General features: G+C 68.7%; 21 protein-coding genes and 2 pseudogenes. 13 read left to right on the top strand and 10 right to left on the bottom strand.

Features of this window, described 5'->3' with window-relative positions:
* Together Q1A87_RS18580 and Q1A87_RS18575 are read left to right on the top strand one after the other, a co-directional pair.
* Positions 1–284 (top strand): annotated as a pseudogene (locus Q1A87_RS18580) (IS5/IS1182 family transposase); the annotation flags it as partial.
* A 111-nt stretch (positions 285–395) separates the two neighbouring features.
* Positions 396–1,243: pseudogene (locus Q1A87_RS18575) on the top strand (IS5 family transposase).
* Positions 1,244–3,050: 1,807 nt separating this feature from the next.
* Here the strand turns inward: Q1A87_RS18575 and Q1A87_RS18570 are convergent.
* Genes Q1A87_RS18570 through dacB form a run of 3 tightly spaced genes read right to left on the bottom strand, consistent with a single transcriptional unit; the run spans position 3,051 to position 5,562 of the window.
* The gene (locus Q1A87_RS18570; protein ID WP_299654817.1) at positions 3,051–3,617 is read right to left on the bottom strand and encodes a hemerythrin domain-containing protein; all 567 of its coding nucleotides are present in this window, start codon (positions 3,615–3,617) and stop codon (positions 3,051–3,053) included.
* A 29-nt stretch (positions 3,618–3,646) separates the two neighbouring features.
* Positions 3,647–4,114: a TrmH family RNA methyltransferase gene (locus Q1A87_RS18565; RefSeq protein WP_299654814.1), complete on the bottom strand. Its 468-nt coding sequence runs from the start codon at positions 4,112–4,114 to the stop codon at positions 3,647–3,649.
* A complete protein-coding gene (gene dacB, locus Q1A87_RS18560) occupies positions 4,111–5,562 on the bottom strand; it encodes a D-alanyl-D-alanine carboxypeptidase/D-alanyl-D-alanine-endopeptidase (protein ID WP_299654811.1) in 1,452 nt (483 codons plus the stop codon). The genes Q1A87_RS18565 and dacB overlap by 4 nt, the downstream gene beginning before the upstream one ends.
* A 104-nt stretch (positions 5,563–5,666) precedes the next feature.
* Here dacB and Q1A87_RS18555 point away from each other — a divergent pair, with 104 nt between their 5' ends.
* The gene (locus Q1A87_RS18555; protein ID WP_299654808.1) at positions 5,667–6,512 is read left to right on the top strand and encodes a DMT family transporter; all 846 of its coding nucleotides are present in this window, start codon (positions 5,667–5,669) and stop codon (positions 6,510–6,512) included.
* 136 nt (positions 6,513–6,648) lie between these two features.
* On the opposite strand, the gene Q1A87_RS18550 is transcribed toward Q1A87_RS18555, so the two are convergent.
* Entirely contained in the window at positions 6,649–7,248 is a 600-nt protein-coding gene (locus Q1A87_RS18550) for a nicotinate-nucleotide adenylyltransferase (RefSeq protein WP_299654805.1), read from the bottom strand.
* A gap of 116 nt (positions 7,249–7,364) precedes the next feature.
* Here Q1A87_RS18550 and ettA point away from each other — a divergent pair, with 116 nt between their 5' ends.
* A complete protein-coding gene (ettA, locus tag Q1A87_RS18545) occupies positions 7,365–9,020 on the top strand; it encodes an energy-dependent translational throttle protein EttA (protein ID WP_299654802.1) in 1,656 nt (551 codons plus the stop codon).
* Positions 9,021–9,160: 140 nt separating this feature from the next.
* On the opposite strand, the gene Q1A87_RS18540 is transcribed toward ettA, so the two are convergent.
* The 5 genes from Q1A87_RS18540 to fliF are packed head-to-tail and all read right to left on the bottom strand — an operon-like array spanning position 9,161 to position 13,161.
* Positions 9,161–9,892 (bottom strand): hypothetical protein, encoded by a 732-nt coding sequence (locus Q1A87_RS18540; RefSeq protein WP_299654799.1) that lies wholly within the window; start codon positions 9,890–9,892, stop codon positions 9,161–9,163.
* Positions 9,893–9,904: 12 nt separating this feature from the next.
* On the bottom strand, positions 9,905–10,597 hold the full coding sequence (fliP, locus tag Q1A87_RS18535) for a flagellar type III secretion system pore protein FliP (RefSeq protein WP_299654823.1): 693 nt from the start codon (positions 10,595–10,597) through the stop codon (positions 9,905–9,907).
* 14 nt (positions 10,598–10,611) lie between these two features.
* The gene (locus tag Q1A87_RS18530) at positions 10,612–10,887 is read right to left on the bottom strand and encodes a FliM/FliN family flagellar motor switch protein (protein ID WP_299654796.1); all 276 of its coding nucleotides are present in this window, start codon (positions 10,885–10,887) and stop codon (positions 10,612–10,614) included.
* Positions 10,880–11,497, bottom strand: a complete 618-nt coding sequence (locus tag Q1A87_RS18525; RefSeq protein WP_299654793.1) for a hypothetical protein — start codon at positions 11,495–11,497, stop codon at positions 10,880–10,882. The genes Q1A87_RS18530 and Q1A87_RS18525 overlap by 8 nt, the downstream gene beginning before the upstream one ends.
* The gene (gene fliF, locus Q1A87_RS18520) at positions 11,494–13,161 is read right to left on the bottom strand and encodes a flagellar basal-body MS-ring/collar protein FliF (protein ID WP_299654790.1); all 1,668 of its coding nucleotides are present in this window, start codon (positions 13,159–13,161) and stop codon (positions 11,494–11,496) included. The genes Q1A87_RS18525 and fliF overlap by 4 nt, the downstream gene beginning before the upstream one ends.
* Positions 13,162–13,336: 175 nt before the next feature.
* On the opposite strand from fliF, the gene Q1A87_RS18515 reads away from it, so the two are divergent.
* From Q1A87_RS18515 to Q1A87_RS18475, 9 genes are all read left to right on the top strand, one after another.
* Complete coding sequence (locus tag Q1A87_RS18515) at positions 13,337–13,780, top strand: flagellar basal body-associated FliL family protein (protein WP_299654787.1); 444 nt, start codon at positions 13,337–13,339, stop codon at positions 13,778–13,780.
* A 1-nt stretch (position 13,781) separates the two neighbouring features.
* Positions 13,782–14,189, top strand: coding sequence for a hypothetical protein (locus Q1A87_RS18510; RefSeq protein WP_299654784.1), 408 nt, complete (start codon positions 13,782–13,784; stop codon positions 14,187–14,189).
* Entirely contained in the window at positions 14,189–14,749 is a 561-nt protein-coding gene (locus Q1A87_RS18505; protein ID WP_299654781.1) for a hypothetical protein, read from the top strand. Before Q1A87_RS18510 ends, Q1A87_RS18505 begins: the two co-directional genes overlap by 1 nt.
* Before the next feature lie 4 nt (positions 14,750–14,753).
* On the top strand, positions 14,754–15,620 hold the full coding sequence (gene motA / locus Q1A87_RS18500) for a flagellar motor stator protein MotA (protein WP_299654778.1): 867 nt from the start codon (positions 14,754–14,756) through the stop codon (positions 15,618–15,620).
* Entirely contained in the window at positions 15,620–17,389 is a 1,770-nt protein-coding gene (locus tag Q1A87_RS18495) for a hypothetical protein (RefSeq protein WP_299654775.1), read from the top strand. Before motA ends, Q1A87_RS18495 begins: the two co-directional genes overlap by 1 nt.
* A gap of 66 nt (positions 17,390–17,455) precedes the next feature.
* Positions 17,456–19,516: a flagellar biosynthesis protein FlhA gene (locus Q1A87_RS18490; RefSeq protein ID WP_299654772.1), complete on the top strand. Its 2,061-nt coding sequence runs from the start codon at positions 17,456–17,458 to the stop codon at positions 19,514–19,516.
* Positions 19,513–20,268: a flagellar biosynthetic protein FliR gene (locus Q1A87_RS18485; protein WP_299654769.1), complete on the top strand. Its 756-nt coding sequence runs from the start codon at positions 19,513–19,515 to the stop codon at positions 20,266–20,268. Before Q1A87_RS18490 ends, Q1A87_RS18485 begins: the two co-directional genes overlap by 4 nt.
* Positions 20,265–21,338 (top strand): flagellar type III secretion system protein FlhB, encoded by a 1,074-nt coding sequence (locus Q1A87_RS18480; RefSeq protein WP_299654766.1) that lies wholly within the window; start codon positions 20,265–20,267, stop codon positions 21,336–21,338. The genes Q1A87_RS18485 and Q1A87_RS18480 overlap by 4 nt, the downstream gene beginning before the upstream one ends.
* Entirely contained in the window at positions 21,335–21,679 is a 345-nt protein-coding gene (locus Q1A87_RS18475) for a hypothetical protein (RefSeq protein ID WP_299654763.1), read from the top strand. The genes Q1A87_RS18480 and Q1A87_RS18475 overlap by 4 nt, the downstream gene beginning before the upstream one ends.
* A 23-nt stretch (positions 21,680–21,702) precedes the next feature.
* Here Q1A87_RS18475 and Q1A87_RS18470 read toward each other — a convergent pair whose 3' ends face one another.
* Positions 21,703–22,173 (bottom strand): hypothetical protein, encoded by a 471-nt coding sequence (locus Q1A87_RS18470; RefSeq protein ID WP_299654760.1) that lies wholly within the window; start codon positions 22,171–22,173, stop codon positions 21,703–21,705.
* Position 22,174: the final 1 nt, after the last annotated feature.

The following is a 22,174-nucleotide window of genomic DNA, read 5'->3' as shown; positions in this document are numbered from 1 at the left end:
CCGCGGCATGACCCGCGCGCTCCGACGGGCCCTGCGCCGACGGTCGGCCATCGAGCCAACCATCGGCCACATGAAGACGGACGGCCGCCTGTCGCGCGCCCCTCAAGGGTACCATCGGCGATGCGCTCCACGCCGTGCTTTGCGGGGCAGGCCATAACATCCGCCCGATCCTCGCCCGCCTCCAGGCTCTTCTGGCCGAAATCCTCGTCACGCTGCTCCGCCTCATGGGCGACGCAACCCCAATCCTCACCCCGCCAAACCGTCAGATCGCGCACCCAGCGTGATGATCAGGACAGACTACTTAAATTGGCCAAGGACAAAGGCGCCTCGCTGCTGCGACGACTGTCCTAAGAGCGCCTAACGAAACCGACCTCCGTCTCGTGGATTCTCCCTCCATGAGACATAAGCTTGTGACGGATGAAATGTGGGCTGCGGTGGCGCCGTTGCGGCCCGAGGAGCCCCCGAAGCCGAAGGGCGGCCGGCCGCGGGTGGCGGACCGGGATGCCCTGCGCGGGATCGTGTTCGTTTTGCGCTCGGGTCTGCCGTTGGAAACGCTGCCGCGCGAGGTGTTCGGCTGCTCGGGCATGACCTGCTGGCAGCGGCTGCGGGACTGGCATCTGGCAGGGGTGTGGGACCGGCTGCACCGCGTCCTGCTCGAACGGCTCGATCGGGCCGGCGCGCTCGATTGGTCCCGCGCTTCGCTGGACGCCGCATCCATCGGAGCAAGAAGGGGGGCGACGAGACGGGGCCGAACCCGACGGACCGTGGCCGTGCGGGCACGAAACGGCATTGCGTCACCGACCGCCGCGGCACGCCGCTCGGCCTGACGCTGACCGGTGTGAACCGTCACGACAGCATGGCGCTCGCAGCGACGCTCGACGCCGTGCCGGGAGTGCGATCGGGGCGTCGAGGGCGACCCCGCAAGCGACCCGAGACGCTGCATGCCCCTTTCGGGACATCGCTTCGCGATACCCTGTCGGGCAGTGGACAAGGCCTGCGACCATCGCCGGTGCCGCCGGGACTGCCGTGCCCGCTCCATCATTCCCCGCATCGCGCGCCGTGGCGTCGAGACATCCGCCAAGCTCGGCCGACACCGATGGGTGGTCGAACGGACCTTCGCCCGGGTATCGCCCAGTTCCGACGCCTCGCCACCCGCTACGATCGGCGCGCCGACATCCACATCGCCCTCACCAAACTCGCAACCGCCATCATCAGCATGAACCAGATCAAGCGATTCTGTTAGGCGCTCTAAAGTGAGCCGGTCGCAGCTCCGAGCGTTTTGGCGCAAGGCCGATCCGGTCTGGCCGTTCTGCGAAATTTCCGAGGCTCTCTATATCGACAACGGCCGCGATTCTCTTTCGGAGCAAATCGAGGAGGCCTGCATGGCGCTTGAGATTCGCGTCGTCCATTCTCGGCCCGGTCGCCCCGCAGGTGCGGCAAAGTCGAGCGGCTGGTCGGAACCTAAAACAAGATGTTCCTGTCCGACACGCACGGACATCTGATGAGGGTACGGCCGCTCTCTACGTCGAGCGTCGGACTCGCGGAGCAGCCACGCACTTCGAGCGGTTCCTGCGCGATGTCTACCACAGTCTACCTGGAGCGACTGCCGAGTCGCCCGTGGTGCGCCGGCAGGCCAAGGACTTTTTGTCCGCGTCGCAGGAAAGCCGGGCTGTGTTCGACATGCTGCTGCTTCGTATGCCGCGCCCGCGCAGGGGGCAGGCATGACGGCAGCCACGTCGCCGGCGGGCGCTACATCAAGTCGTCGCTCGCTGCCTTTATAGGCGAGCGGGTCGATATCTCGACGATCCCAGCAATTTCACCGAGGTTCATGTCCACCATGAGGACGCATTCGTATGCGTCGGACTCTATCCCGAGCACGTGCGTGCTCCGTCACCGGCACATACCCACGGCACGAGACGGCGCGCTAGGGAATGACTGAGGCAGTCCGTCATCGCCAACGAGGCCCGCCATGTCCAGCACGACCCTCTTCCTAGCGCAGTGCCCGCTCCGGGCCCCGCTTCGGTGGCCTTAAGCCGTACGCCGCCGACAATTGAAGTCCAGAGTAAGCTGCCCAACGCTTTCAACCTGCCACGTGCAAGCTTTTGCGAGTTCGCCGAAGCCCGCACGGCCGAGTGCTACGTCGACATGCGTTCCGGCCGACCGAGGGCGTGGAACGACGCGCTCGGCAAGCAAGTCCGCAGTCAGCCTCGATCTCTTCAAATGCACCTTCGACAAACGATCACCCCGGAGGCAGCCCACGCCGCGCAAGCCTACCGGGGCCTTTTCTTGACCGCACCGCTCTTCAACACGCCGAAGACCGTCGACGATCGCGGCGGCTAGATACCTTCCGCCTCGGATATGCCAAGCTCGTCCTCGCAAGACACGGCGAATCGTTTGAATATCACGGCAGCACCGAGGTGCCTTGTCCGCTGGTGATCGTGGACGATATCGACGGGCTGACGCCTCGATTGAGCATCTGCGTGACCGCTATGGCTTCGACCTGATTTTGACGGTTATGCCGGGGTGCGAGGAGAACCTCGCCCGCTGCACGCAATTCGATTCACGCATCGGCTTCGTTCACGAGGTCCCCCCTGCTAAATCGAGATGGGAACCGTCGCCTACTGGCACGCTGAAACCTCCGGCATCGCGTCCGACCCGGCAAGCCTGAATGCCGTTGAGGCTCTCGCCGCCGTGGTACGCATCACCCGCAGCAACCTGCACCTTGCCGAACCTTGCCGAACGTCTACCCGCTCAGATGTGCCGCCTCATTGACCTCAATGGCGCGCAAGCCGTCCCTGTCGTCGACGGCGTCCGCGACCGCGTCGTAATCGGGCCAGGGGACTGGCACATGGCGACGACAGGACCTGCCCAAAATGCAGGACGTTCTGCTCTGCTCGACCGCGCGTACACCGGCACGCTGCCAAGACACCCGATCGGCAACGTTGGCACCCATATTACAGAGGCTTGAACGTGACCGGCGCCGAGGATGCGAAAGCCGAGCACCCCGCCCGACAGAGGCCGAACGTGTCGCCGCGACCCCCGGGCCGCTCTCAACCGAGCCGGCCCTCACCCACCTCGAGGATCACGGGAACAACCAGATCCTCCTCGTCCGTCAAGTGCCGGTCGAGAAAGGCCTGCATCCGCTCCAACCCGTCGTTCAGCCGGCCCACGGCGTCGGGCCCGCCGCCGCGCAGCACTGCATTGGCGTCGTTGGCGAAGGCGTCGAGCTCGTCGTGCAGGCGGTGGTGATCGGCGTCGAGGATCTCGAACCCGCGCTCGAGCTTCGGCGCGTGGACGATCAGCTTCGGAAAGTAGACCGCATCCTCGATTGAGTGATGGCCGTGCAGATGCTCGAGGAACATGCCACCGAGCCGCGACAGGCGTTGGGCATGGACCTGCGGATCGAGGTCGTTGCCATAGGCGGCCCGACCATCCGCCTCCAGCCGCGAGAGCATCTCCCGGAAGGCAAGGTGCCGCTCGAGCCAGAACCGCGTCAACTCGCCGAATTCGGGATGCGATTGCCACCCTTCGCGTGGATGCTGCTGCAGAAGGGCGTCGAGCCCCTCGGGCAGGCCTTCACGGGCGCCGAGGGCGTAAGGGTCTGAAGCCTGTTCCATGCGGCACACCTAGGAGGACTGTGCGCCGCTCACAAGACGCCGCGCAGCGCCTCGTAGGCCGCGGCCGTCGCTGCGTTGGCGAGGTTGAGCGAACGAATATGCGGGGAGCGCATCGGCATCCGCGTCAACCGATCCTCCCGCCCCACCACCACGTCCGCGGGCAGGCCTGTCGTCTCCTGCCCGAAGACGAGGTGGAAGTCGGGCGGGTAGGCGCGGTCGCGGAAGCTCGTCGTCCCGTATTCCTCGAACAGGACCAGCGCGTCGGCCCGCGGTGCGCGCCGGACGAGGAAGTCGTCCCAGTCGTCGTATTCGTGCAGTCGGACATGTTTCCAGTAATCGAGCCCCGCCCGGCGCACGTTCCGGTCGGTAATCTCGAACCCATAGGGCTTCACCAGGCACAGATCGAGGTCGAGCGCGACGCAGGTCCGCCCGACGGAGCCGGTATTGCCGGCGATCTCGGGCCGCACGAGCACGATGGCCGGGCCGGGCGCGGTCACGCGTGGACGGCCGCCCAGCGCTCGATCAGGTCGAATTGCAGGCTGCGTGCCGCCCGGCTCCAGTTGCGCCCGCCCGCGGGACGGTCGCGTTGATCGACGGTGAGCGCTGCGCGCCGGTCGGTATCGGCCGCGAAGGTCGCGAAGGCGAAGCTGCGACCGGTCGTCGGCGCGTCGAAATAGCCGGCGAGGCCGGAGACGAAGTTCAACGTCCCGGTCTTCGCCTGCACGCTCTGACGCGGCGGACCCTCCAGCGTGATCTCCTTCAGGAGAGGCCGCAGCCGCCCCATCGCGCCGGGCGCGGTCAGCAACCGGACCATGTCGGAGGCGGAGATGCGCGTCGTGCCGTTCAGGCCGGAATGATCGTCGAAATCCGGACGGCGGGAGCCGGTGCGCTGCGCCACCCATTGCGACATCACGTCGGCGGAGGCGTCGAGCGAGCGTGGCGGGCCGGTCAGTCGCGCAGTCGCCGTAAGGCCCAGCAACTCCGCCACGAGGTTGGTCGAGTACTGCAGCATCGACGCCGCCACCCGGTCGAGCGTCGCGCCGCGTTCGACCGCGATCGTCGTGCCCTGCCCCCGTCCCCGCCGGGGCGCGGGCGTCACGATCCCGTTCGAGCGCAGCATCGTACGCAGGACATCGCCCGCATAGAGGTCCGGGTTGCGCACCGGCAGCCAGCGGGAGCCGGTGCCGCCGAGCTGCCCGCGCGCGACCGTCCAGCTGTCGATCTCGCCGCGCCGACCGTAGGTGTAGACAGGCAGCGACCGGTTCGCGACGGCAATCTCGCTCGTCGTCACTTCGGGCCGGAACCGGGCGGAGCGCGCGTCCATCGTCGTGGCATAGTCGCCGCCCGCGCGTTGCCACGAGAAGTTCACGCGGTTGAAATTCAGGTTGAGCGCGCCCACCGCCGGGTTGTAGCCCACGTGCTCTGGCTGCGTCCGGTCGATCCGTTCGATCGCGGGCAGCGCGGAAGCATCGACGAGAAGGCGGCCGCCCACCTCGCGCAGCCCGGCCGCCTTGGCCTGCGCCGCGAGGTTGTAGAGCCCGTCCGCGTCGAGCGCCGGATCGCCGCCGCCCACGAGCACGAGATCACCGTCGAGCCGGCCGCCCCGGATCGGCCCGGTCGCCACGAGCCGGGTCTCGAAGCGGAATCCAGGGCCCAGCGTCTCCAATGCGTAAAGCGCGGTCACGGCTTTCGCGACGGATGCCGGCGGCAGCGGGCGGACTGGGTTCAGCGTCTCCAGCACCTCGCCGGTGCGCGCATCGGCCACGACGAAACCGACCCGCCCGCCGAGCCCTGCTGCCTGTACCAGCCGCTCCGCTGCCGGAGCGGAGCGGGCCAGCGCGTCGGCCGGTTTCAGCACCGGACGCGCGGAGGTCTCCGGCGCGTTCGCGCAGGCCGGCAAGGCCGCCGTCGACAGCGCCGCCGTCATGAAGAAGCGTCGTTTCATGCAGCACCTCCGTCCCCCGTCCGGTTTCATGCATGTAGGTTAACGAGATGTGAAGGCCGCCGCCCGCTCTGTTCCCCTTCGCACGCCGGTGCTAGGCCCGCCGCATGACCCGTGAGACCCTCGGATCCGTGGCGCTGATGTTCGTCGCCATGTCGCTGATCCCGGTCGGGGACACGGCGGGCAAGCTGCTGACCGGGGGTCACGGCGCCTCACCCTTCTTCGTCGCGTTCAGCCGCTTCGCCGTCGGCACGGTCATGGTCGTCCTGATCCTCGGGGGCCGCGTCCACTGGCCCGTCTTCCGCGACTGGCGCGTCTGGCTGCGGGGCGCGCTCATCGCGGCGGGCATTTCCTGCATCCTGACCGCGCTCCGCACCGATGAGATCGCCACCGTCTTCGGCGCCTTCTTCGTCGGTCCGCTCTTCAGCTACGTCCTTTCGATCCGTTTCCTCGGCGAGCGGGTGACGCCGATGCAGACGATCATGCTGTTGGCGGGGTTCTGCGGCGTCCTCCTCGTCGTGCGGCCGGGTTTCGGGATGACGCCGGGCCTCGGCTTCGCGGTGCTGGCCGGGCTGTTCTACGGTGCGTTCCTGACGACCTCGCGCTGGCTCTCGGGCGTGGCGGCGCCGCGGCAGCTGATGCTGAGTCAGTCGGTGATCGGCACGCTCCTGCTGCTGCCCCTCGGGCTCGCGCAGGTGCCGGAGGCGAGCGGTCCAGTCGCGGGACTGGTCCTTCTGTCCGGCGTCGCCTCGGCGAGCGGCAACCTGCTCCTCGTGCTGGCCTACCGGCGATCCAGCGCCACGGTGCTGGCGCCCTTCGTCTACTTCCAGCTCCTCTCCGCCACGATCCTCGGCTGGGTCGTCTTCGGCACCCTTCCCGATGCGCCGGCCATGGCCGGGCTCGCCCTCCTCGTGGCGGCGGGGGTCGGCACGGTCGTCTTCCGGCGCGACTAGACCGGCAGCCATAGACGCCGAAACGCTTGCGCGATTGGCCGGCGGTATGCCCGGCAGCCCCTGGCCGGCCATTGTCCGCGGCCGGGCGCTGCCCTCTCCGCAATCTAATCACGCAACCACCTGATCGTCGAAGGCCTCAACGCCAGCCGCCATCCGCCCGGATGGAGGTGGAGGACGCGGCATGCATCGGCATGTTCAGGAACGTCCAAGTAGGCGGCTTGCGATAGCCGATCCCGTTCGCAGCCGAGGCCGGCACGAAGGCGTGCCGATAGATCGTCGCGGCAGGCGAGGTGCGCGCGGCGATCCCCTCGCCCGGCCGCGCCAGAACCGCCACGGGCACGCGGGCGAGGATGTCGCGCCATTGCTCCCACCGATGGAACTGCGCGAGGTTGTCCGCCCCCATCAGCCAGACGAACCGCGCCCCCGGATAGCGCGCCTGCAGCGCCGCGATGGTCCGTGCGGTGTAGCGCGTGCCGAGCACGGCCTCGATGCCGGTCACGACCACGCGCGGGTCCCGGACCATGACGCGGGCATGGCGGATGCGTCGCTCGAGCGGAGCGGGGCCGCGCGCCTTCAGCGGATTTCCGGGGCTCACCAGCCACCAGACCCGGTCGAGGCCGAGCCGCTTCAACGCCTCGCGCGTGATATGGACATGCCCCGCATGGGCCGGATCGAACGAGCCTCCCAGCAGACCGACGACCATTCCGGCCGGAGCGATGGGCAGACCCGCGCGCATGCGCCGCACCTAGACGCGCCCCGGCCGCGCCGGCAAGCCCCGACCGCCCCCGGATTGCCCCTGCCCACGGCCCGCGATACATGCCGCCCACACCCGCACCTCCGGAGGAGTTCGCCATGGCCAGCTATCAGTACGTCTACCACATGGACGGCGTGTCCAAAGCCTATCCGGGCGGCAAGAAGGTGTTCGAGAACATCCGCCTTTCGTTCCTGCCGGGCGTCAAGATCGGCGTCGTCGGCGTCAACGGCACCGGCAAGTCGTCCCTGATGCGGATCATGGCCGGACAGGACAAGGATTTCCAGGGCGAGGCCTGGGCCGCCGAGGGCGCGAAGGTCGGCTACCTGCCGCAGGAGCCGGTCCTCGACGAAGCGAAGACCGTCCGCGAGAACGTGATGGAGGGCGTCGCCGAGAAGCAGGCGATCCTCGACCGCTACAACGAGCTCGCCATGAACTACTCGGACGAGACCGCCGAGGAGATGGCGAAGCTGCAGGACGAGATCGACAGCCAGAACCTCTGGGATCTCGACAGCCAGGTCGACATCGCGCTGGAAGCGCTCCGCTGCCCGCCCGACGACGCCAACCCCGCCAACCTGTCGGGCGGCGAGCGGCGACGCGTGGCGCTCTGCAAGCTGCTGCTCGAAGCGCCCGACATGCTGCTGCTGGACGAGCCGACCAACCACCTCGACGCCGAGACGATCGCCTGGCTCCAGAAACACCTGATGGAGTACAAGGGCACGATCCTGATCGTCACCCACGACCGCTACTTCCTCGACGACATCACCTCCTGGATCCTCGAGCTCGAGCGCGGCCGCGGCATCCCGTGGGAGGGGAACTATTCCTCCTGGGTGGAGCAGAAGGCCAAGCGGCTCGAGCAGGAAGCCAAGGAGGACAAGTCGCGCAAGAAGACGCTGGAGCGCGAGCTCGCCTGGATGCGGTCCGGCGCCAAGGCCCGGCAGACCAAGTCCAAGGCCCGGATCGCCGCCTACGAGGAGATGGCGGGCCAGTCCGAGCGCGAGCGCGTCGGCAAGGCCCAGATCATCATCCCGAACGGCCCGCGCCTCGGTCAGAAGGTGATCGAGGTCGAGGGGCTGTCGAAGGCCTACGGTGACCGGCTGCTGATCGACGACCTCAGCTTCTCCCTGCCGCCCGGCGGCATCGTCGGCGTGATCGGTCCGAACGGCGCCGGCAAGTCCACGCTGTTCCGCATGCTGACCGGTCAGGAGCAGCCCGATTCCGGTTCCGTCGAATACGGCGATACCGTGAAGCTCAGCTATGTCGACCAGTCGCGCGACGATCTCGACCCGAACCACAACGTCTGGGAGGCGATCTCGGGCGGGGCGGAACTGATCAAGCTCGGCGACGCGGAGGTCGCGTCGCGCGCCTATTGCGGGGCGTTCAACTTCAAGGGCTCGGACCAGCAGAAGAAGGTCGGCATCCTGTCGGGCGGGGAGCGCAACCGCGTCCACATGGCGCGGCTTTTGAAGGACGGCGGCAACGTGCTGCTCCTCGACGAGCCGACGAACGACCTCGACGTCGAGACACTGCGCGCGCTCGAGGACGCGATCGAGGATTTCGCCGGCTGCGCCGTGGTCATCAGCCACGACCGCTTCTTCCTCGACCGCCTCTGCACGCATATCCTCTCCTTCGAGGGCGACAGCCACGTCGAATGGTTCGAGGGCAACTTCGAGGCCTACGAGGAGGACAAGGCGCGCCGCCTCGGGGCGGACGCGCTGGAGCCGACGCGGGTGAAATACAAGAAGTTCAGCCGCTAGGCTTGGCCGGCTCCGTAAGGCACGCAGGGCAGCCTGCGACCCGCCCAAGGGGGCGGGGCCTTACTCCGCTGGCAGCCGGTAGACGCCCGTTCCACGCCGCGCTCCCGGGTCGGCGTTGTCGCCGGACCCTTCGCGGCCGCTCATTCCGTCTGCATCTCGAGCTGACGCAGCGCACGATGCACGGCGCGGACCTTTCCGCCGGGCAGGCTGCGCAACGCCTTGGCCTGCTCGATCGAAGGCTTGCCGGTCAGGGTCAACGCGATGACGGCCGGATGCTCGTCGGGCAAAGTCGCCGTGTTGACGGCCGCATTCACCATCGCCCGCACTTGGGCTCGCGTCGGCATAGCGCGGACCTGCACCCCCTGCGGGTGGCTCTGCCGCCCGACGGCCGTCATCGGGCGCGGCAGATGGGGCGCTTGCGACGCCGGCGCGGTCGGCGTGGGTCGCACCGGCGCGGCCGGGATGGCTGGCGTCGCGGATTGCGGCGTAGTCCCTTGGGCGAGCGTCGGGGCCGAACTGCGGAACAGGCGCGACCGCCTCGGCTGGCCGGGCTCCCGCTTCGGCTCGGCCGCCTTGGCCGGTGCCACGGCGGCGGCGGGGGCGGGGGCGGCCGCGACGGGCGCTCGCGGTGGCGCCGTTTCCGCCGCACGCGGACGTGGAGCCGGGGCCTCGGCCTTCTGCGCCTTCGCGTCCGCCTTCTGGCGCTCGACCGTGCGCACGAGATCGCTTGCCCAGTCGCGCAGCCGCTCCGGCGGCACCTTCGACGTATCGCCCGCCTCAAGCAGCGCCAGCAGCGCGCGCGCCTTCTCCGGGTTCGTGACGGCGTCGGCCAGAGGGTCCGGCGTCGGCTTGGCGGGGCGTCGGTTCAACATGGGCGTGACCTTTCACAAATAGCTTCGCACGAGGGCGCCGGACACAAGCGTCCAGCCATCGACCACGACGAAGAAAGCGAGTTTGAAGGGAAGCGAGACGATGGCCGGAGGAACCATCATCATGCCCATCGACATCAGCACCGCGGCGGCCACCATGTCGATGATGAGGAACGGCATGAAGACGAGGAAGCCGATCTGGAACGCCCGACTGATCTCGGAGAGCAGAAACGACGGGACCAGAACCGACAGCGCGCCCTCCTCCGCCTCCGGGCGCAGGTCCTGTAGATGCTGGAGCGTGTCGCCGTCGACCCGCGCGGCCATGAAGGCACGGAACGGATCGACGGCGGCGGGGATCGCCTCCGTCACGTCCATTTCCCCCCGCGTGAGCGGGCCGATGCCGGCCTCCCAGGCGGCGGTCGCGACCGGCTCCATCACGAAATAGGTCAGGAACAGCGCGAGGCTGACGATCAGCATGTTGGGCGGCGACGCCTGCAACCCGATCGCCTGACGCATGATCGAGAGCACCGTCACGACGAAGGGGAAACACGTCACCGTCACGGCAATGCCGGGCGCGAGGCTCAGCACGGTCAGAAGCGCGATGAGCTGAACCGTCCGGAGCGTCAGCGACCCCTCGCCACCCAGGTCGATGGCGACGTCCTGCGCCAGCGCCGCGCCCGGGAGGGCGAGCGCAACGGCCAGCGTCATGACGACGGCGTATTTCACGCAGCGCCGTCCGTCTCGGCGACCTCGGTCAGGCGCACGGCGAGGCGACCGGCGGCATCGCCCTCCATCTCCTGCAACTCGCCCCGCGCGATGAGGCGGTCGCCGGCATAGAGTTCGACCGGATCGGACACGCTTCGATCGAGGGGCAGGATCGCGTCGCGGCGCAGCTTCAGCAACTCGGAGACCGTCGGATGCGCCCGGCCGACCGAGATCGTAATCTCGACGGGAACGCGGGACAGGGCGGAGCGAGCGTCATGGGTATCGTCAGCCATTTGCGGCCTCCTTCATCGTGTCGTCCCCGGCGGAAGTGCCGCGGTCCATCGTCGAGAGAAACGTCTCGAGTGCTTCGTCGAGAGCGGTCAGCACGCCCTCCAGATCGACGCGGCGCTCCTGCCCCTCCCATCGCAGAAGCGCCTGGTTGATCGACAGCGCGGGCTCCGAGCGGACCGTCACCCGCTCGGACCCGAAATCGGCGCGCGCCAGCAGGCGCACCAGGCGCGCATGGTCCTCGGGCGCGACGAGCACCGTCATCGCCACCGCGTCGCCCTCGAAGGCGCTGCGGATCTCCTGCATCAGGATCGGCAGGAACGACCGCTCCGCCGCGTGCGGCAGCAGGCGGTCGAAGATCTCGCGCATCGCAGGCTCCAGCGCCGTCAGCGCCGTGCCCATGGCGGCCCGCCGGTCGAGGTCGAGGCCCATAAGGCGTTCGGCGAACGTCTCCGCGAGGCGGCTCTGCTCGGCCTCGACCTGCGCCATCGCGTCGTCGTAACCGGCGTTGTAGCCTTCCTCGTAGCGGTCGGTCCGGGGCGCCTCGGCGGCCGGGGGCGCGGGCCTGGCGAAGGGGCGGACGTTCCCGAAATCCTCAAGGGCAAAGGCGTTCATTGGACTTCCTCCGATTCATCCATCCAGCCGCGGAGCACTTCGATCGTCTCCTCGCGGCGATCGGCGATGAGCTGGCGAAGGCGATCGACCGGATCCTCGGCTTCGTTCTGGTCGAAGTCGCCGATGCCGAGATCGGGCAGATCCGGGAGTTCGGAGAGGTCGGGCAGGTCGCCGTTCCCCGACATCCCATTCTCGAGCGCGGCCAGGCCCGAGGCCCCCTCCGGCGCCGGCAACTCGCGCTGATCGCGGTTGACGCCGTCCGAGGTCTCGCCCGGCGCGGCAAGTGCGCCCGCGGCGTTCGGAGCAGGCAGTTCGGGCGCGAGCACCTTGGTCATCAGCGGACGGACAACGAAGGCGAGCACGCCGAGACCGACCAGGGCCAAGAGCAGCGAGGTCACCATCTGGGTGATCTGGCCGCCGCTGAACCACGGCAGCGACAGGCCGGGCGCCGCCTCGACGGGGGCGGGCAGCTCGAACTGCATGCTGCGCACCGTGACCTCGTCGCCGCGGGATTCGCGGTAGCCGACGGCGCTCTGGACGAGTTCGCGCAGCGTCTCCAGCTCCTCCTCGGGGCGCGGCGCCCATTCGGCCGTCCCGTTGTCGGCCGGGCTGCGGACGCCGTCCACCAGGACAGCGACGGTCACCCGGTCGATGGCGCCGGGGCCGCGCTCGATCTGCCGCTCGGTCGCGGAGAAGTCGTAGTTCACCCGCTCGCGCGTCTCGGCGTTGTTGCTCTCGCTGCCCTCTCCCCCGGCGGCATCGCCATCGGGCAGGTTGCTCGCGACCGTTACGCCCGCGCCCGCGGGACCGCTCTCGGAGGAGGACCGCTCCTCGGTATCGGTGCTGACGACGACGCGGCTTTCCGGGTCGAGCACACGCTCGGTGATCGTCTCGCGATCCTTGCGCGTCTCCAGCGCCAGCTCGACGACGTAGCGGCCGGCCCCGACACGCGCGGCGAGGATGTTCTCGACCGATGCGCGCATTTCGGCCAGCCGCGCGTCGCGCGCCTCGGCCTCGGTATCGACCGCGCCGCCGCCGACGACCCGCCCGCTGGTGCCGTCGATGACGGTCACGTCCTCTGGCGCGAGGGCGCGGACCGCACCGGCGACGAGGGATTGCACCGCCCGCGCAAGCGAGGTTCCGACCGCGCCGGTGGTCATCTGCAGCGTGACCGAGGCCGTCGCCGACCGGTCGCGCGAGAACGGTGAGGAATCGGCGGTGGCGAGATGGACCCGCGCCTGACGGACGCCGGGCGTCGCCAGGATGGTGCGGGTCAGCTCGCCCTCGCGCGCCCGCCAATACGCGGCGTCGAACATCTGGGAGGTGGTGCCGAAGCCGCTCAGGCCGTCGAGAAGCTCGTAACCGGCGCCGTCCATCCGGGGCAGCCCTTCGCCGGCGAGCTGCATGCGCAGCGAGTCACGCAGTTCGGCGTCGACGCGAATCGCGTTGCCCTGAACCTCGTAGGCCACCCCGCGCGCTTCGAGGCTGGCGACGACTTCGGACGCGGCGGCGGGCTCGAGGCCGCCGAAGAGGAGTTCCATCCGGGGCGCCGTCGCGAGTCGCGTGAGGAAGAGAACCGTGGCGAAGGCCGTCAGCGTGGCGATCGCGAGAATAGCGAGGCGGCGCTTGTCCTGCCGTTGCCAGGCGGTCGTCAGATTCTCCACGTGCGATCCTCCGGGATGCGTCTCACCCTTCTGGGCGTCGAGGCGGAAGATTCCGTAATTGCATTAACATTGGGTTAGCCCTCAGCGGGTTAGGCAGCCTCGAAATCACGAGGATGAGCTTATGGCCGAGTCAGAAGATTCAGCAGCAGAGCAGGAAGCTCCGGCGAAGCGTGGCATGGGACTCATCGGCTGGGGAATCACCGCGGTTCTCGCTCTCGGCCTCGGTGGCGGCGCCTTCTTCGCGATGCATTCGGGCCTGGTGGACGGATTGCTGCACGCCGAGGAGACGCCCCATGCCGAGGAGGGGACCGAGACGGCCAAGGAGCATTACCTCGAGCTCGATCCCCTGATGATCTCGGTGGGCGGCGCAAACTCCGTCAAGCAGCTGCGCTTCCGTGCGTTCCTGCAACTCGCCGACGAGGCGCAGACCGACGTCGCCGCGCTGCAGCCGCGCATCCTCGATATCTTCGCGACCTACCTGCGCGCCGTTTCGGTGGACCGCCTGGAGGATCCGACGGGTCTGCTGCACCTGCGGGCGCAGCTCCTGCGCCGGGTCCAGCTCCTCGCCGGACGCGATGCGGTCGAGGACCTTCTCATCATCGACTTCGTGATCACCTGACATGACGTATCTCAGCCTCATATCGGATGTCCTCCTGATCGCCGCGACGGGCGGGATGGCGCTCTGGTGCCGGGTTCTGGCCCGGCGCCTGCGCAGCCTGGACGACGCCGAAACCCGCGACGGCGGCACTTCGGAGATCGAGGCCTCGATCGCCAGGCTCGCCAAGGAGGTCGACGCCTTGAACGCCGCCGTCGCGACGGCACGTTTCGAGACCGACGAGCGTGGCGACCGGATGAAGGATCAACTGGCCCAGGCCGACGACCGGATCGGGCGCATGGAAATGCTTCTCGCCAGTTTCGAGGAGATCGAGGAACAGGCTGCCGAAGGCGTGCCCGAGCCCGCCCCGGCGCCCGAGCCCGCCACGCCGCTAATGCCCAGCTTCCGGGCCAGAAAGGTGGGGACTGCCTGATGGGACGCTGGATCAAACGCCTGTCCGTCACGGGCCTGCTCACGCTCTTCGTGCTCTCCGCCCTTACGCGGATCGTCTCCGCGGGCCTCGGCGCGGTCCCCGACGGGGCCGAGGCGGACCCGACGGAGGAAGTCCTTCTCTGCCCGCCCTCGGACGAGGTCGAGACGCTCCTGAGCCAGATCGCCGGCCGCGACGAGGAACTGCGTGCCCGCGAAACCGCGCTCGCCATGCGCGAGCAGGATCTGAAGATCGCGCGGCAGGAGATCGAGAGCTCGCTGGATCGGCTGAGCGAGGCCGAATCCCGGCTCGCGGCACGGATGGAGATGTCGGCCACGGCGTCCGACGAAGACATCAACCGGCTCGTCGCCGTCTACGAAGGCATGAAGCCCAAGGATGCGGCCGTCCTCTTCGAGGCGATGGAGCCGACATTCGCCTCGGGCTTCCTCGCGCGGATGCGCCCGGACGCGGCCTCCGCCCTCTTTTCGAACCTATCGCCCGAAAAGGCCTACGCGCTCAGCGTGATGATGGCCGGGCGCAATGCCAACGCGGCAACGGAGTAGCATCATGGGCGGAATTGCGGGAGTTGTCTGCATCTTCGTGATGGTTTTCGGCGGCTATCTTCTGGCCGGCGGCAAGATGGGTATCATCCTGAAAAGCTTGCCCTTCGAAATGATCATGATCGGGGGCGCCGCCGTGGGTGCCTTCCTCATCAGCAACTCGATGTCCGAGGTCAAACACACGCTCAAGGACATCGGCAAGGTCTTCAAGGGTCCGAAATGGAAGCCCGACGATTACCGCGACCTGCTCTGCCTGCTCTATGAGCTGGTCCGCCTGGGCCGACAGGACGCCGTCGGCCTCGAGGAGCATATCGAGAAGCCGGAGGAATCCGCCGTTTTCTCCGAGTATCCGAAGATCCTCTCGGACAAGGAGGCGATCGCGATGATCTGCGACACGCTGCGGGCGATGTCGATGAACTACGACGACCCCCACCAGGTCGAGGAGGTGCTGGAGACGCGCATGGAGGAGAACCTCCATCACACCATGCATTCGAGCCATGCGCTGCAAGGTATGGCGGATGCGCTTCCCGCGCTCGGCATCGTCGCGGCCGTGCTCGGCGTGATCAAGACGATGGGCTCGATCGACCAGCCGCCCGAGGTCCTGGGCAAGCTGATCGGCGGCGCGCTCGTCGGGACGTTCCTCGGCGTGTTCCTGGCCTATGGCCTCGTCGGACCCTTCGCAGCCCGGCTGAAAGCCATCGGCGAGCAGGATGCGAACTTTTACTCGCTCATTCAGGAAGTGCTGGTCGCCAACCTGCACAACCACGCCACCAATATCTGTATCGAGGTCGGCCGCCAGCGCACGCCCACCCACATGCGGCCCAGCTTCTCCGAACTGGAGGAGGCGCTGAAGGCGCGGAAGGCGGCCGCCTGATGCGGATTGCCCCTGTACTTGCAACCCTTGCCGTCCTGCCGGTCTGCGCGTTGGCGGAACCCGTCCGGGTCCGGTCGGGAGAGCACGATACGTTCTCGCGGCTCGTCTTCCCGAGCGGGGAGCCGCTGGAATGGACGATCGAGCGCCCCTGGGCGGGCGAGGCCCGCATCGCCTTCGCGCCATCGCCGGATCTAGATCTCGCCGAGATATTCCTGCGCATTCCGCGGACCCGCCTGCGAGACGTGACCCAGGCGCCAGAAGCCGTGATCCTCGACCTTGGTTGCAACTGTCCCGTGGAGGTGAGCCAGATCGGTTCGGGCCATATCGTCATCGACGTGGTCGACGGCGACCCGCTGCCAAAGCGTCCCGCTCCCGCCGTCGTCGGGAGCGTCCTGCCGTTGCCCTATGAGCTGCTGCCGATGTCCCTGGCCTTTCCGCGGCTTCCTGCCGCCGACCCGGAGCCGAAACGCCCCGCCACGCAGAAGGTCGAGGCACCGGACGAGTCGGCCGGCATCCCGCCGCAAGTGCGGCGCATGGAGGTCCGCGACCGGCCGTTCGTCCTGCCCGAGACCAAGGCGGACTCCGAGGCGCCCCTGGCTGCGTCCTGCGATCTCGAGGTGGTCGCAACCGAAATCCTGCTGCGTGATCCGAACGAGGCGTTCGGTGAACTCGAAGGGGCGATGGCGGAGGTCCTCGACGGCGAGGATCGGTTCGAACCCGACCGCCTGATCGATCTCGCGGAAACCTACCTCGCCGCCGGGTTCGGCGCGGAGGCGCTGCAGATCGCCGATCAGGCCGACAGGTCCGCCCCGCACATCCCACCCCTCGCCGCCGCGCTCGACGATCTGCCTCGCCCCGACGGGGCCGAGCTCGACCCGGCCTGCGGTCCCGCCACGACGCTCGTCACCCTTCTGGATACCGATCCGGCGAAGGGCTGGGAACGCGCGGACCGCAAGCGGCTGGTCGAGTTCGTCGATCGTCTGCCCCTCGAACGCTGGCGTGATCTGAAGGGACGTCTCGGCGCACGGCTCGCTCTGGTCGGAGAGGACGACCTGCTGACCGGCATCCACGAGGACCCGGAGACGCCCGAGTTGCAGGTCGCGGTGGACGACGTCACTGCGGCCGGGACCGACGCGGACGCGATCACGGCGGTGCGGACGATCCTGTCGCGTGCCAATGAGGAGGGTGTGGCGAGCGAGGACATTCACCTCGTCAACGCGATGGCGTTGCGCGGCTCGATCCCGCCCGGCCCGGAGAAGGCGCAGTTCGACCTGACGCTCGCCACCGCCTTCGCCCTTTCGCGGCGGCCGGTCGAGACGGTGGGCTTCGTCGCCGATGGCAGCGTGCCGGCCGATCCGGTCTTCGACGTCGTGGTCGGCCGTCTGGAACCAGCCGTGGCCGCCGAGTTCCTGGCCCGTCTGCGGCCCTACCTCACGCCGGAACGGCGGGCGGACCCCCGTTTGCAACCGCTCTTCGCGGCGATCGGCTTGCCTGACGCCGCCGCCCGCTTCGCCGGCCGGGCAACGCCCGACCGTCCGCGGGAAGTCACCGACGAGCCGGCCACCGATCCGTGGCTCGCGCGCGACCTCGTGCAGGTGGCGGAGGCGGAGGACGCGGCGATCCGCGGCGAGGTCGCCGCCGCCATCGTCGAGCGGAACGCCACGCCGATGCCCGAGACCGACCTCGCCGCCGCCGAGCGCGTGCTTCGCGACAGCGAGCGTCTGGGGGCGCTGCTCGCCGATCTGCTCGATAGGGAAGCCCCCTCGTAACCGGGGATTAACCAACCGCCGACTAGAGGAAAGCCATCCCGAGATCTGCGCCGCGAGCCCGAATCCATGAGATCGATCTTCCAGCCCACAGTGATGATGGCCGTGGCCCTGATGGCGGTCATCCTGATGATGATCCTGCCGATGCCGTCCTGGGTGCTCGATGTCGGCCTCTCGGCAAGCTTCGCGCTGGCGATCCTGATCTTCACGACGACGCTCTTCATCGAGCGGCCGCTCGACTTCTCGGCCTTCCCGACGATCCTGCTGGCCTCGCTGATGCTGCGGCTGTCGCTGAACGTGTCGTCGACCAAGCTCATCATCGGTCAGGGCCATACCGGCACCGATGCGGCCGGCCACGTCATCGAGGGCTTCGCGAGCTTCGTGATGGGCGGCTCCATCGCGCTCGGGCTCGTGGTGTTCGGCGTGCTGCTGATCGTGAACTTCATGGTCATCACCAAGGGCGCGACGCGGATGGCCGAGGTCGGCGCGCGCTTCGCGCTGGACGGGATGCCCGGAAAGCAGCTCGCCATCGACAGCGACATGTCGGCGGGCGCGATCGATCACGAGGAGGCCAAGCGCCGCCGCGAGACCGACCTCGCGGAGACGACGTTCTTCGGCTCGCTCGACGGTGCCTCCAAGTTCGTGAAGGGCGACGCCGTCGCGGGCCTTCTGATCACGATCCTGAACCTCGTCGTCGGCCTTTCCGCCGGGATGATCGCGCATGGCATGCCGATCGGTCAGGCCGTCGAGACCTACGCGATCCTGACGGTCGGCGACGGGCTCGTGTCGCAGATCCCGGCGGTCATCATCTCCATCGCCTCGGGCCTCCTGCTCGCGCGGGGCGGCGGCAAGGGCGCGGTCGATATCGAGATCGTCGCGCAGATCGGCCGCAAGCCGGCCGCGCTCGCCACGGTGGCCGGGATCATGATGGTCTTCGCCCTCGTCCCCGGCCTGCCCTTCCTGCCCTTCACGGCCGGCGCGCTCATCCTCGCGGGCTGCGCCTGGCTGCGCCGCAAATCCGACCTGAAGGCCGCCGAGCCGGAACCGGTCGAGGAGTTGCAGGCCATGCCCGACCGGGAAATCGGCGACGTCCTGGCGCTCGACGACATCCGGGTGGAGTTCTCGCTCGACCTCGTGGACCTCGCGCTCGATCCGTCGAACGGGCTCGAATCCCGCATCACCGGCCTTCGCGACCACATCGCCGAGAAGTTCGGCGTCATCCTGCCCGAGATCCGGCTGACCGACGATCAGGGCCTGCCCGGCGGCACCTACGTCATCCGCATCCACGGCGTGGAGATGGCCTGCGACCGGCTCGAGCGCGACCACGTGCTGATGCTGACCGGCGCGGGCTCGCCCGAGACGGTGCCCGGCCGCGACGTGAAGGAGCCGGTCTACGGCGCACCCGCGCGCTGGATTCCGGCGTCCGCCGCCGAGGACCTGATCGGGGAGACCATCGTGACCCCGGGCGAGGTGCTGGCCACCCACCTCCTCGAGGTCATCAAGTCGAACTTCCCGACGCTGCTCGGGCTCAAGGGCCTGCAGCGCCTGCTCGACGCCTTCACGAAAGTCTCCTCGCCTGAGCGTTCCGTCGCGAACCGGCGCCTGCTCGAGGATCTGGTGCCGTCGAAGGTGCAGCCGGAACTCCTCCTCGCCGTCCTGCGCCTGCTGCTGGCGGAGCGGGTCTCGATCCGCAACCTGCCGGTGATCCTCGAGGCGATCGCCGAGCGTCGTGACATGGGGCTCTCCCCCGAGGATATCGCCGAGCATGTCCGCCAGCGTCTCGCCGCGCAGATCACCGCGGAGTTGAAGCGCCCGGACGGCACGCTGCCGCTGATCCAGCTCGCGCCGGACTGGGAAGCCACGTTCGAGCAGCATCGGCTCGACGGGGCGGGCGGGCGCAGCGACGTGGCGCTTCCGCCCGAGCTGTTTCAGAAGCTCGCCAAGGGTCTCGCCGAAGGGATCGGCCGGGTGGCCGAGCAGGGCAGCCACGCGGCCATCGTCACCTCCTCCCGTCGTCGCCGGTTCCTGCACGACGTCATGGCGGCGCGCGGCCTGTCGAACCCGGTGATCGCCTACGAGGAGATCGGCAACAACATGTCGCCCGCCATCGTCGGGTCTGTCGCCGCATGATCGAAGGGGCGCTGGCGCTCCACGACGCGGCGCTGCCCGTCTTCATGCAGTTCTTCGCGACGTTCCTGCGGATCGGCGGCATGATGCTTCTGGTGCCGGGGCTCGGCGACCGGATGATCCCGGTCCGCGTCAAGCTCGTCGCGGCCTTCGCCCTGTCGGCCGCCGTCGCACCCTCGGTCGTGCAGCCCGAGGCGGTCCCGCCGGGCCTGATCGCCGTCGAGCTGACGATCGGCCTCGCCCTCGGCGCGGTGCTGCGCTTCGTGGCGATGGCGCTGACGATGGCGGGGATGATGGCGGCACAGCTCACCTCGCTGTCGCAGATCTTCGGCGGCGCGGAGCCGTCCTCGGCGATGGGCAACATCCTCAATCTCGCGGGACTCGCGCTGCTGATGGCGTCGGGCCTGCCGCTGATGCTCGTGGACATGCTGATCCGCAGCTACGACGTGCTGCCGATGGGACTGGTGCCGGCGGGCGGCGATCTGGCGGAATGGGGGGTCGCCCGGGTGGCGCAGGCCTTCGCGCTGGCCTTCGGCATGGCGGCGCCCTTCGCGCTGGCGGCGCTGCTCTACAACGCTGCGATGGGGGTCATCAACCGCGCCATGCCGCAGCTCATGGTGGCCCTCGTCGGCGCGCCCGCGATCACCGGGGCGAGCGCGGTCCTGCTGTTCCTGTCCGCCCCGCTCATCCTGACGGTGTGGAAATCCGCCATGCTCGCCGCGCTCGGCGACCCGATCGCGGGCGGCATGCCGTGAGTCAGGACGACGGCGCCGAACGCTCCCACGAACCGACGGAGCAGAAGCTCCGCCAGGCGCGCGAGAAGGGCGACATCGTCAAGTCGCAGGACCTCTCGACCTGGGGGAGCTATCTTGGCGTCCTGGTCTGTCTGTTCACGATCGCGTCGCCGGTCTCTCAGCGGATCGTCGATCTGGGCGGCACGCTACTCCTCCGGGCGGAAAGCCTGTCGGATCCCCTGCGCACCGGCGGCGCCAACCAAAGCGCGGCGGTGCTTGTGGAATCCGTGACCGTGATCGGACTCATCGCCCTGCCGGCGGCGCTGTTCGTGATCGTCATCCTCCTGGCGCAACGGGCCTTCGTCGTCGCCCCGGACAAGCTCAAGCCGAAGCTCTCGCGCATCTCGATCCTCAGCAACGCCAAGAACAAGTACGGGCCGACCGGGCTCTTCGAGTTCGCGAAGTCGGGCGTGAAGATGCTCGTCTTCTGCGGGCTCCTGGCGTGGTTCCTCACCCGCCACGCGGACGAGATCGTCGGCGCGGCGGCGAGCGACCCACGCGCCGTGGGCGCGATGATGCCGGCGCTCCTGGCGGAGTTCGCGCTCGCCGTCGTGCTCGTCTCGGGGGCCATCGCGGCGGTGGACTACTTCTGGCAGCACCATTCCTTCATGAAGAAGCAGATGATGACCCGGCAGGAAGTGCTCGACGAGATGAAGCAGTCCGAGGGCGACCCGCACATGAAGGGCAAGCGGCGTCAGCGGGCGCAGGAAATCGCGATGAACAAGATGATCCACGACGTGCCGGACGCGACCGTGGTCATCGTCAACCCGACCCATTACGCGGTCGCGTTGAAATGGTCGCCCGCGGACCCGTCGCCGCCGGTCTGCCTCGCCAAGGGCGTGGACAACGTCGCGCTCCGCATCCGCGAGGCGGCGAAGGAGGCGAACGTACCGATCTACAGCGATCCGCCGACCGCGCGGGCGCTGCATGCGACCGTCGAGATCGGCGATCCCATCGACCGCGAGCACTTCGCCGCCGTGGCCGTCGCCGTCCGCTTCGCGCGCGCCATGATGCAGGAGAAGGAAGGATGAGCCGTCCGTCGAAGAAGGCCGCCGAGCTGGACCAGCTGCGCCGCATCGCCGACCTGCGTACCGACCGTTCGGCGGCGCGGCTGGCCAAGATCCAGGGCCTGATCGACGAACTCGAGGGCCGCGCCGACGCCCTCCGCGACGCTCGGCCCGAGCCGCCCGCCTCGATCGGCGAGGCGCAGATGCAGGATCGGTGGAACCGCTGGCGCCGGCAGCAGGTGACGATGCTGAACGCGCAGGTCGCCCGGCTCAACGCCGTCGCGCAACCGCAACGCGAAACCCTCGCGCGGGACCGCGCGAGGGCTATAGTGCTTGGAAAGCTGAAGGATCGTCTGAAGTCCTGAACCGCGCGCCCCGAGGGGGCGGCTCAGGCCGATTGCCGCGCCAGCGAGACGATCAGGACGCGTGCCGTCTCGTCTGACAGGTGGCGCATCACCACCTCGTCGAGCCGCTTGCGCAGCCGCTCCATCGCGCGGGGCTCCGTGAAGTCGCCATCGAACCCGCCGAGGCTGCCGTGCAGGAAGAGCGCCTGGTTCAGGCCGTCACGCAGGACGGGTTCGCGCGACAGCACCTTCTCCTCCGGCGTCTGTTCGGACCGCACGCCGAGCGTCACGATCACGTTGCTCCAGACCCGACCGTCGCGCAGGACAGGCACCACGAAGGCGTCGCGCAAGGTCACGGCGGACGGCTCGGCCAGCGCGTCCTTCTCCGGCTTGGCCATGGGATCGACCTCCTCCGCGTGCTCGTCCTCGACGGGCGGAGGCTTCAGGAGGTATCCCGCCGCACCGCCTCCGAGCAGTGCGACGAGGATCACGGCGATGGGGATCAGCTTGCCCATG

Source organism: uncultured Jannaschia sp. (assembly GCF_947494055.1).
Classification (GTDB): Bacteria; Pseudomonadota; Alphaproteobacteria; order Rhodobacterales; family Rhodobacteraceae; genus Jannaschia.
This window is presented reverse-complemented; position numbering and strand designations above follow the sequence as displayed.

Coding starts and splice junctions, on each gene's coding strand:
- Q1A87_RS18510 (WP_299654784.1), top strand. CDS start 13,782: ATGACGTATCTCAGCCTCATATCGGATGTCCTCCTGATCGCCGCGACG.
- Q1A87_RS18490 (WP_299654772.1), top strand. CDS start 17,456: ATGAGATCGATCTTCCAGCCCACAGTGATGATGGCCGTGGCCCTGATG.
- Q1A87_RS18540 (WP_299654799.1), bottom strand. CDS start 9,892: ATGTTGAACCGACGCCCCGCCAAGCCGACGCCGGACCCTCTGGCCGAC.
- motA (WP_299654778.1), top strand. CDS start 14,754: ATGGGCGGAATTGCGGGAGTTGTCTGCATCTTCGTGATGGTTTTCGGC.
- Q1A87_RS18485 (WP_299654769.1), top strand. CDS start 19,513: ATGATCGAAGGGGCGCTGGCGCTCCACGACGCGGCGCTGCCCGTCTTC.
- Q1A87_RS18475 (WP_299654763.1), top strand. CDS start 21,335: ATGAGCCGTCCGTCGAAGAAGGCCGCCGAGCTGGACCAGCTGCGCCGC.
- Q1A87_RS18505 (WP_299654781.1), top strand. CDS start 14,189: ATGGGACGCTGGATCAAACGCCTGTCCGTCACGGGCCTGCTCACGCTC.
- Q1A87_RS18555 (WP_299654808.1), top strand. CDS start 5,667: ATGACCCGTGAGACCCTCGGATCCGTGGCGCTGATGTTCGTCGCCATG.
- Q1A87_RS18530 (WP_299654796.1), bottom strand. CDS start 10,887: ATGGCTGACGATACCCATGACGCTCGCTCCGCCCTGTCCCGCGTTCCC.
- dacB (WP_299654811.1), bottom strand. CDS start 5,562: ATGAAACGACGCTTCTTCATGACGGCGGCGCTGTCGACGGCGGCCTTG.
- ettA (WP_299654802.1), top strand. CDS start 7,365: ATGGCCAGCTATCAGTACGTCTACCACATGGACGGCGTGTCCAAAGCC.
- Q1A87_RS18495 (WP_299654775.1), top strand. CDS start 15,620: ATGCGGATTGCCCCTGTACTTGCAACCCTTGCCGTCCTGCCGGTCTGC.
- Q1A87_RS18550 (WP_299654805.1), bottom strand. CDS start 7,248: ATGCGCGCGGGTCTGCCCATCGCTCCGGCCGGAATGGTCGTCGGTCTG.
- Q1A87_RS18470 (WP_299654760.1), bottom strand. CDS start 22,173: ATGGGCAAGCTGATCCCCATCGCCGTGATCCTCGTCGCACTGCTCGGA.
- fliP (WP_299654823.1), bottom strand. CDS start 10,597: ATGACGCTGGCCGTTGCGCTCGCCCTCCCGGGCGCGGCGCTGGCGCAG.
- Q1A87_RS18525 (WP_299654793.1), bottom strand. CDS start 11,497: ATGAACGCCTTTGCCCTTGAGGATTTCGGGAACGTCCGCCCCTTCGCC.
- Q1A87_RS18570 (WP_299654817.1), bottom strand. CDS start 3,617: ATGGAACAGGCTTCAGACCCTTACGCCCTCGGCGCCCGTGAAGGCCTG.
- Q1A87_RS18515 (WP_299654787.1), top strand. CDS start 13,337: ATGGGACTCATCGGCTGGGGAATCACCGCGGTTCTCGCTCTCGGCCTC.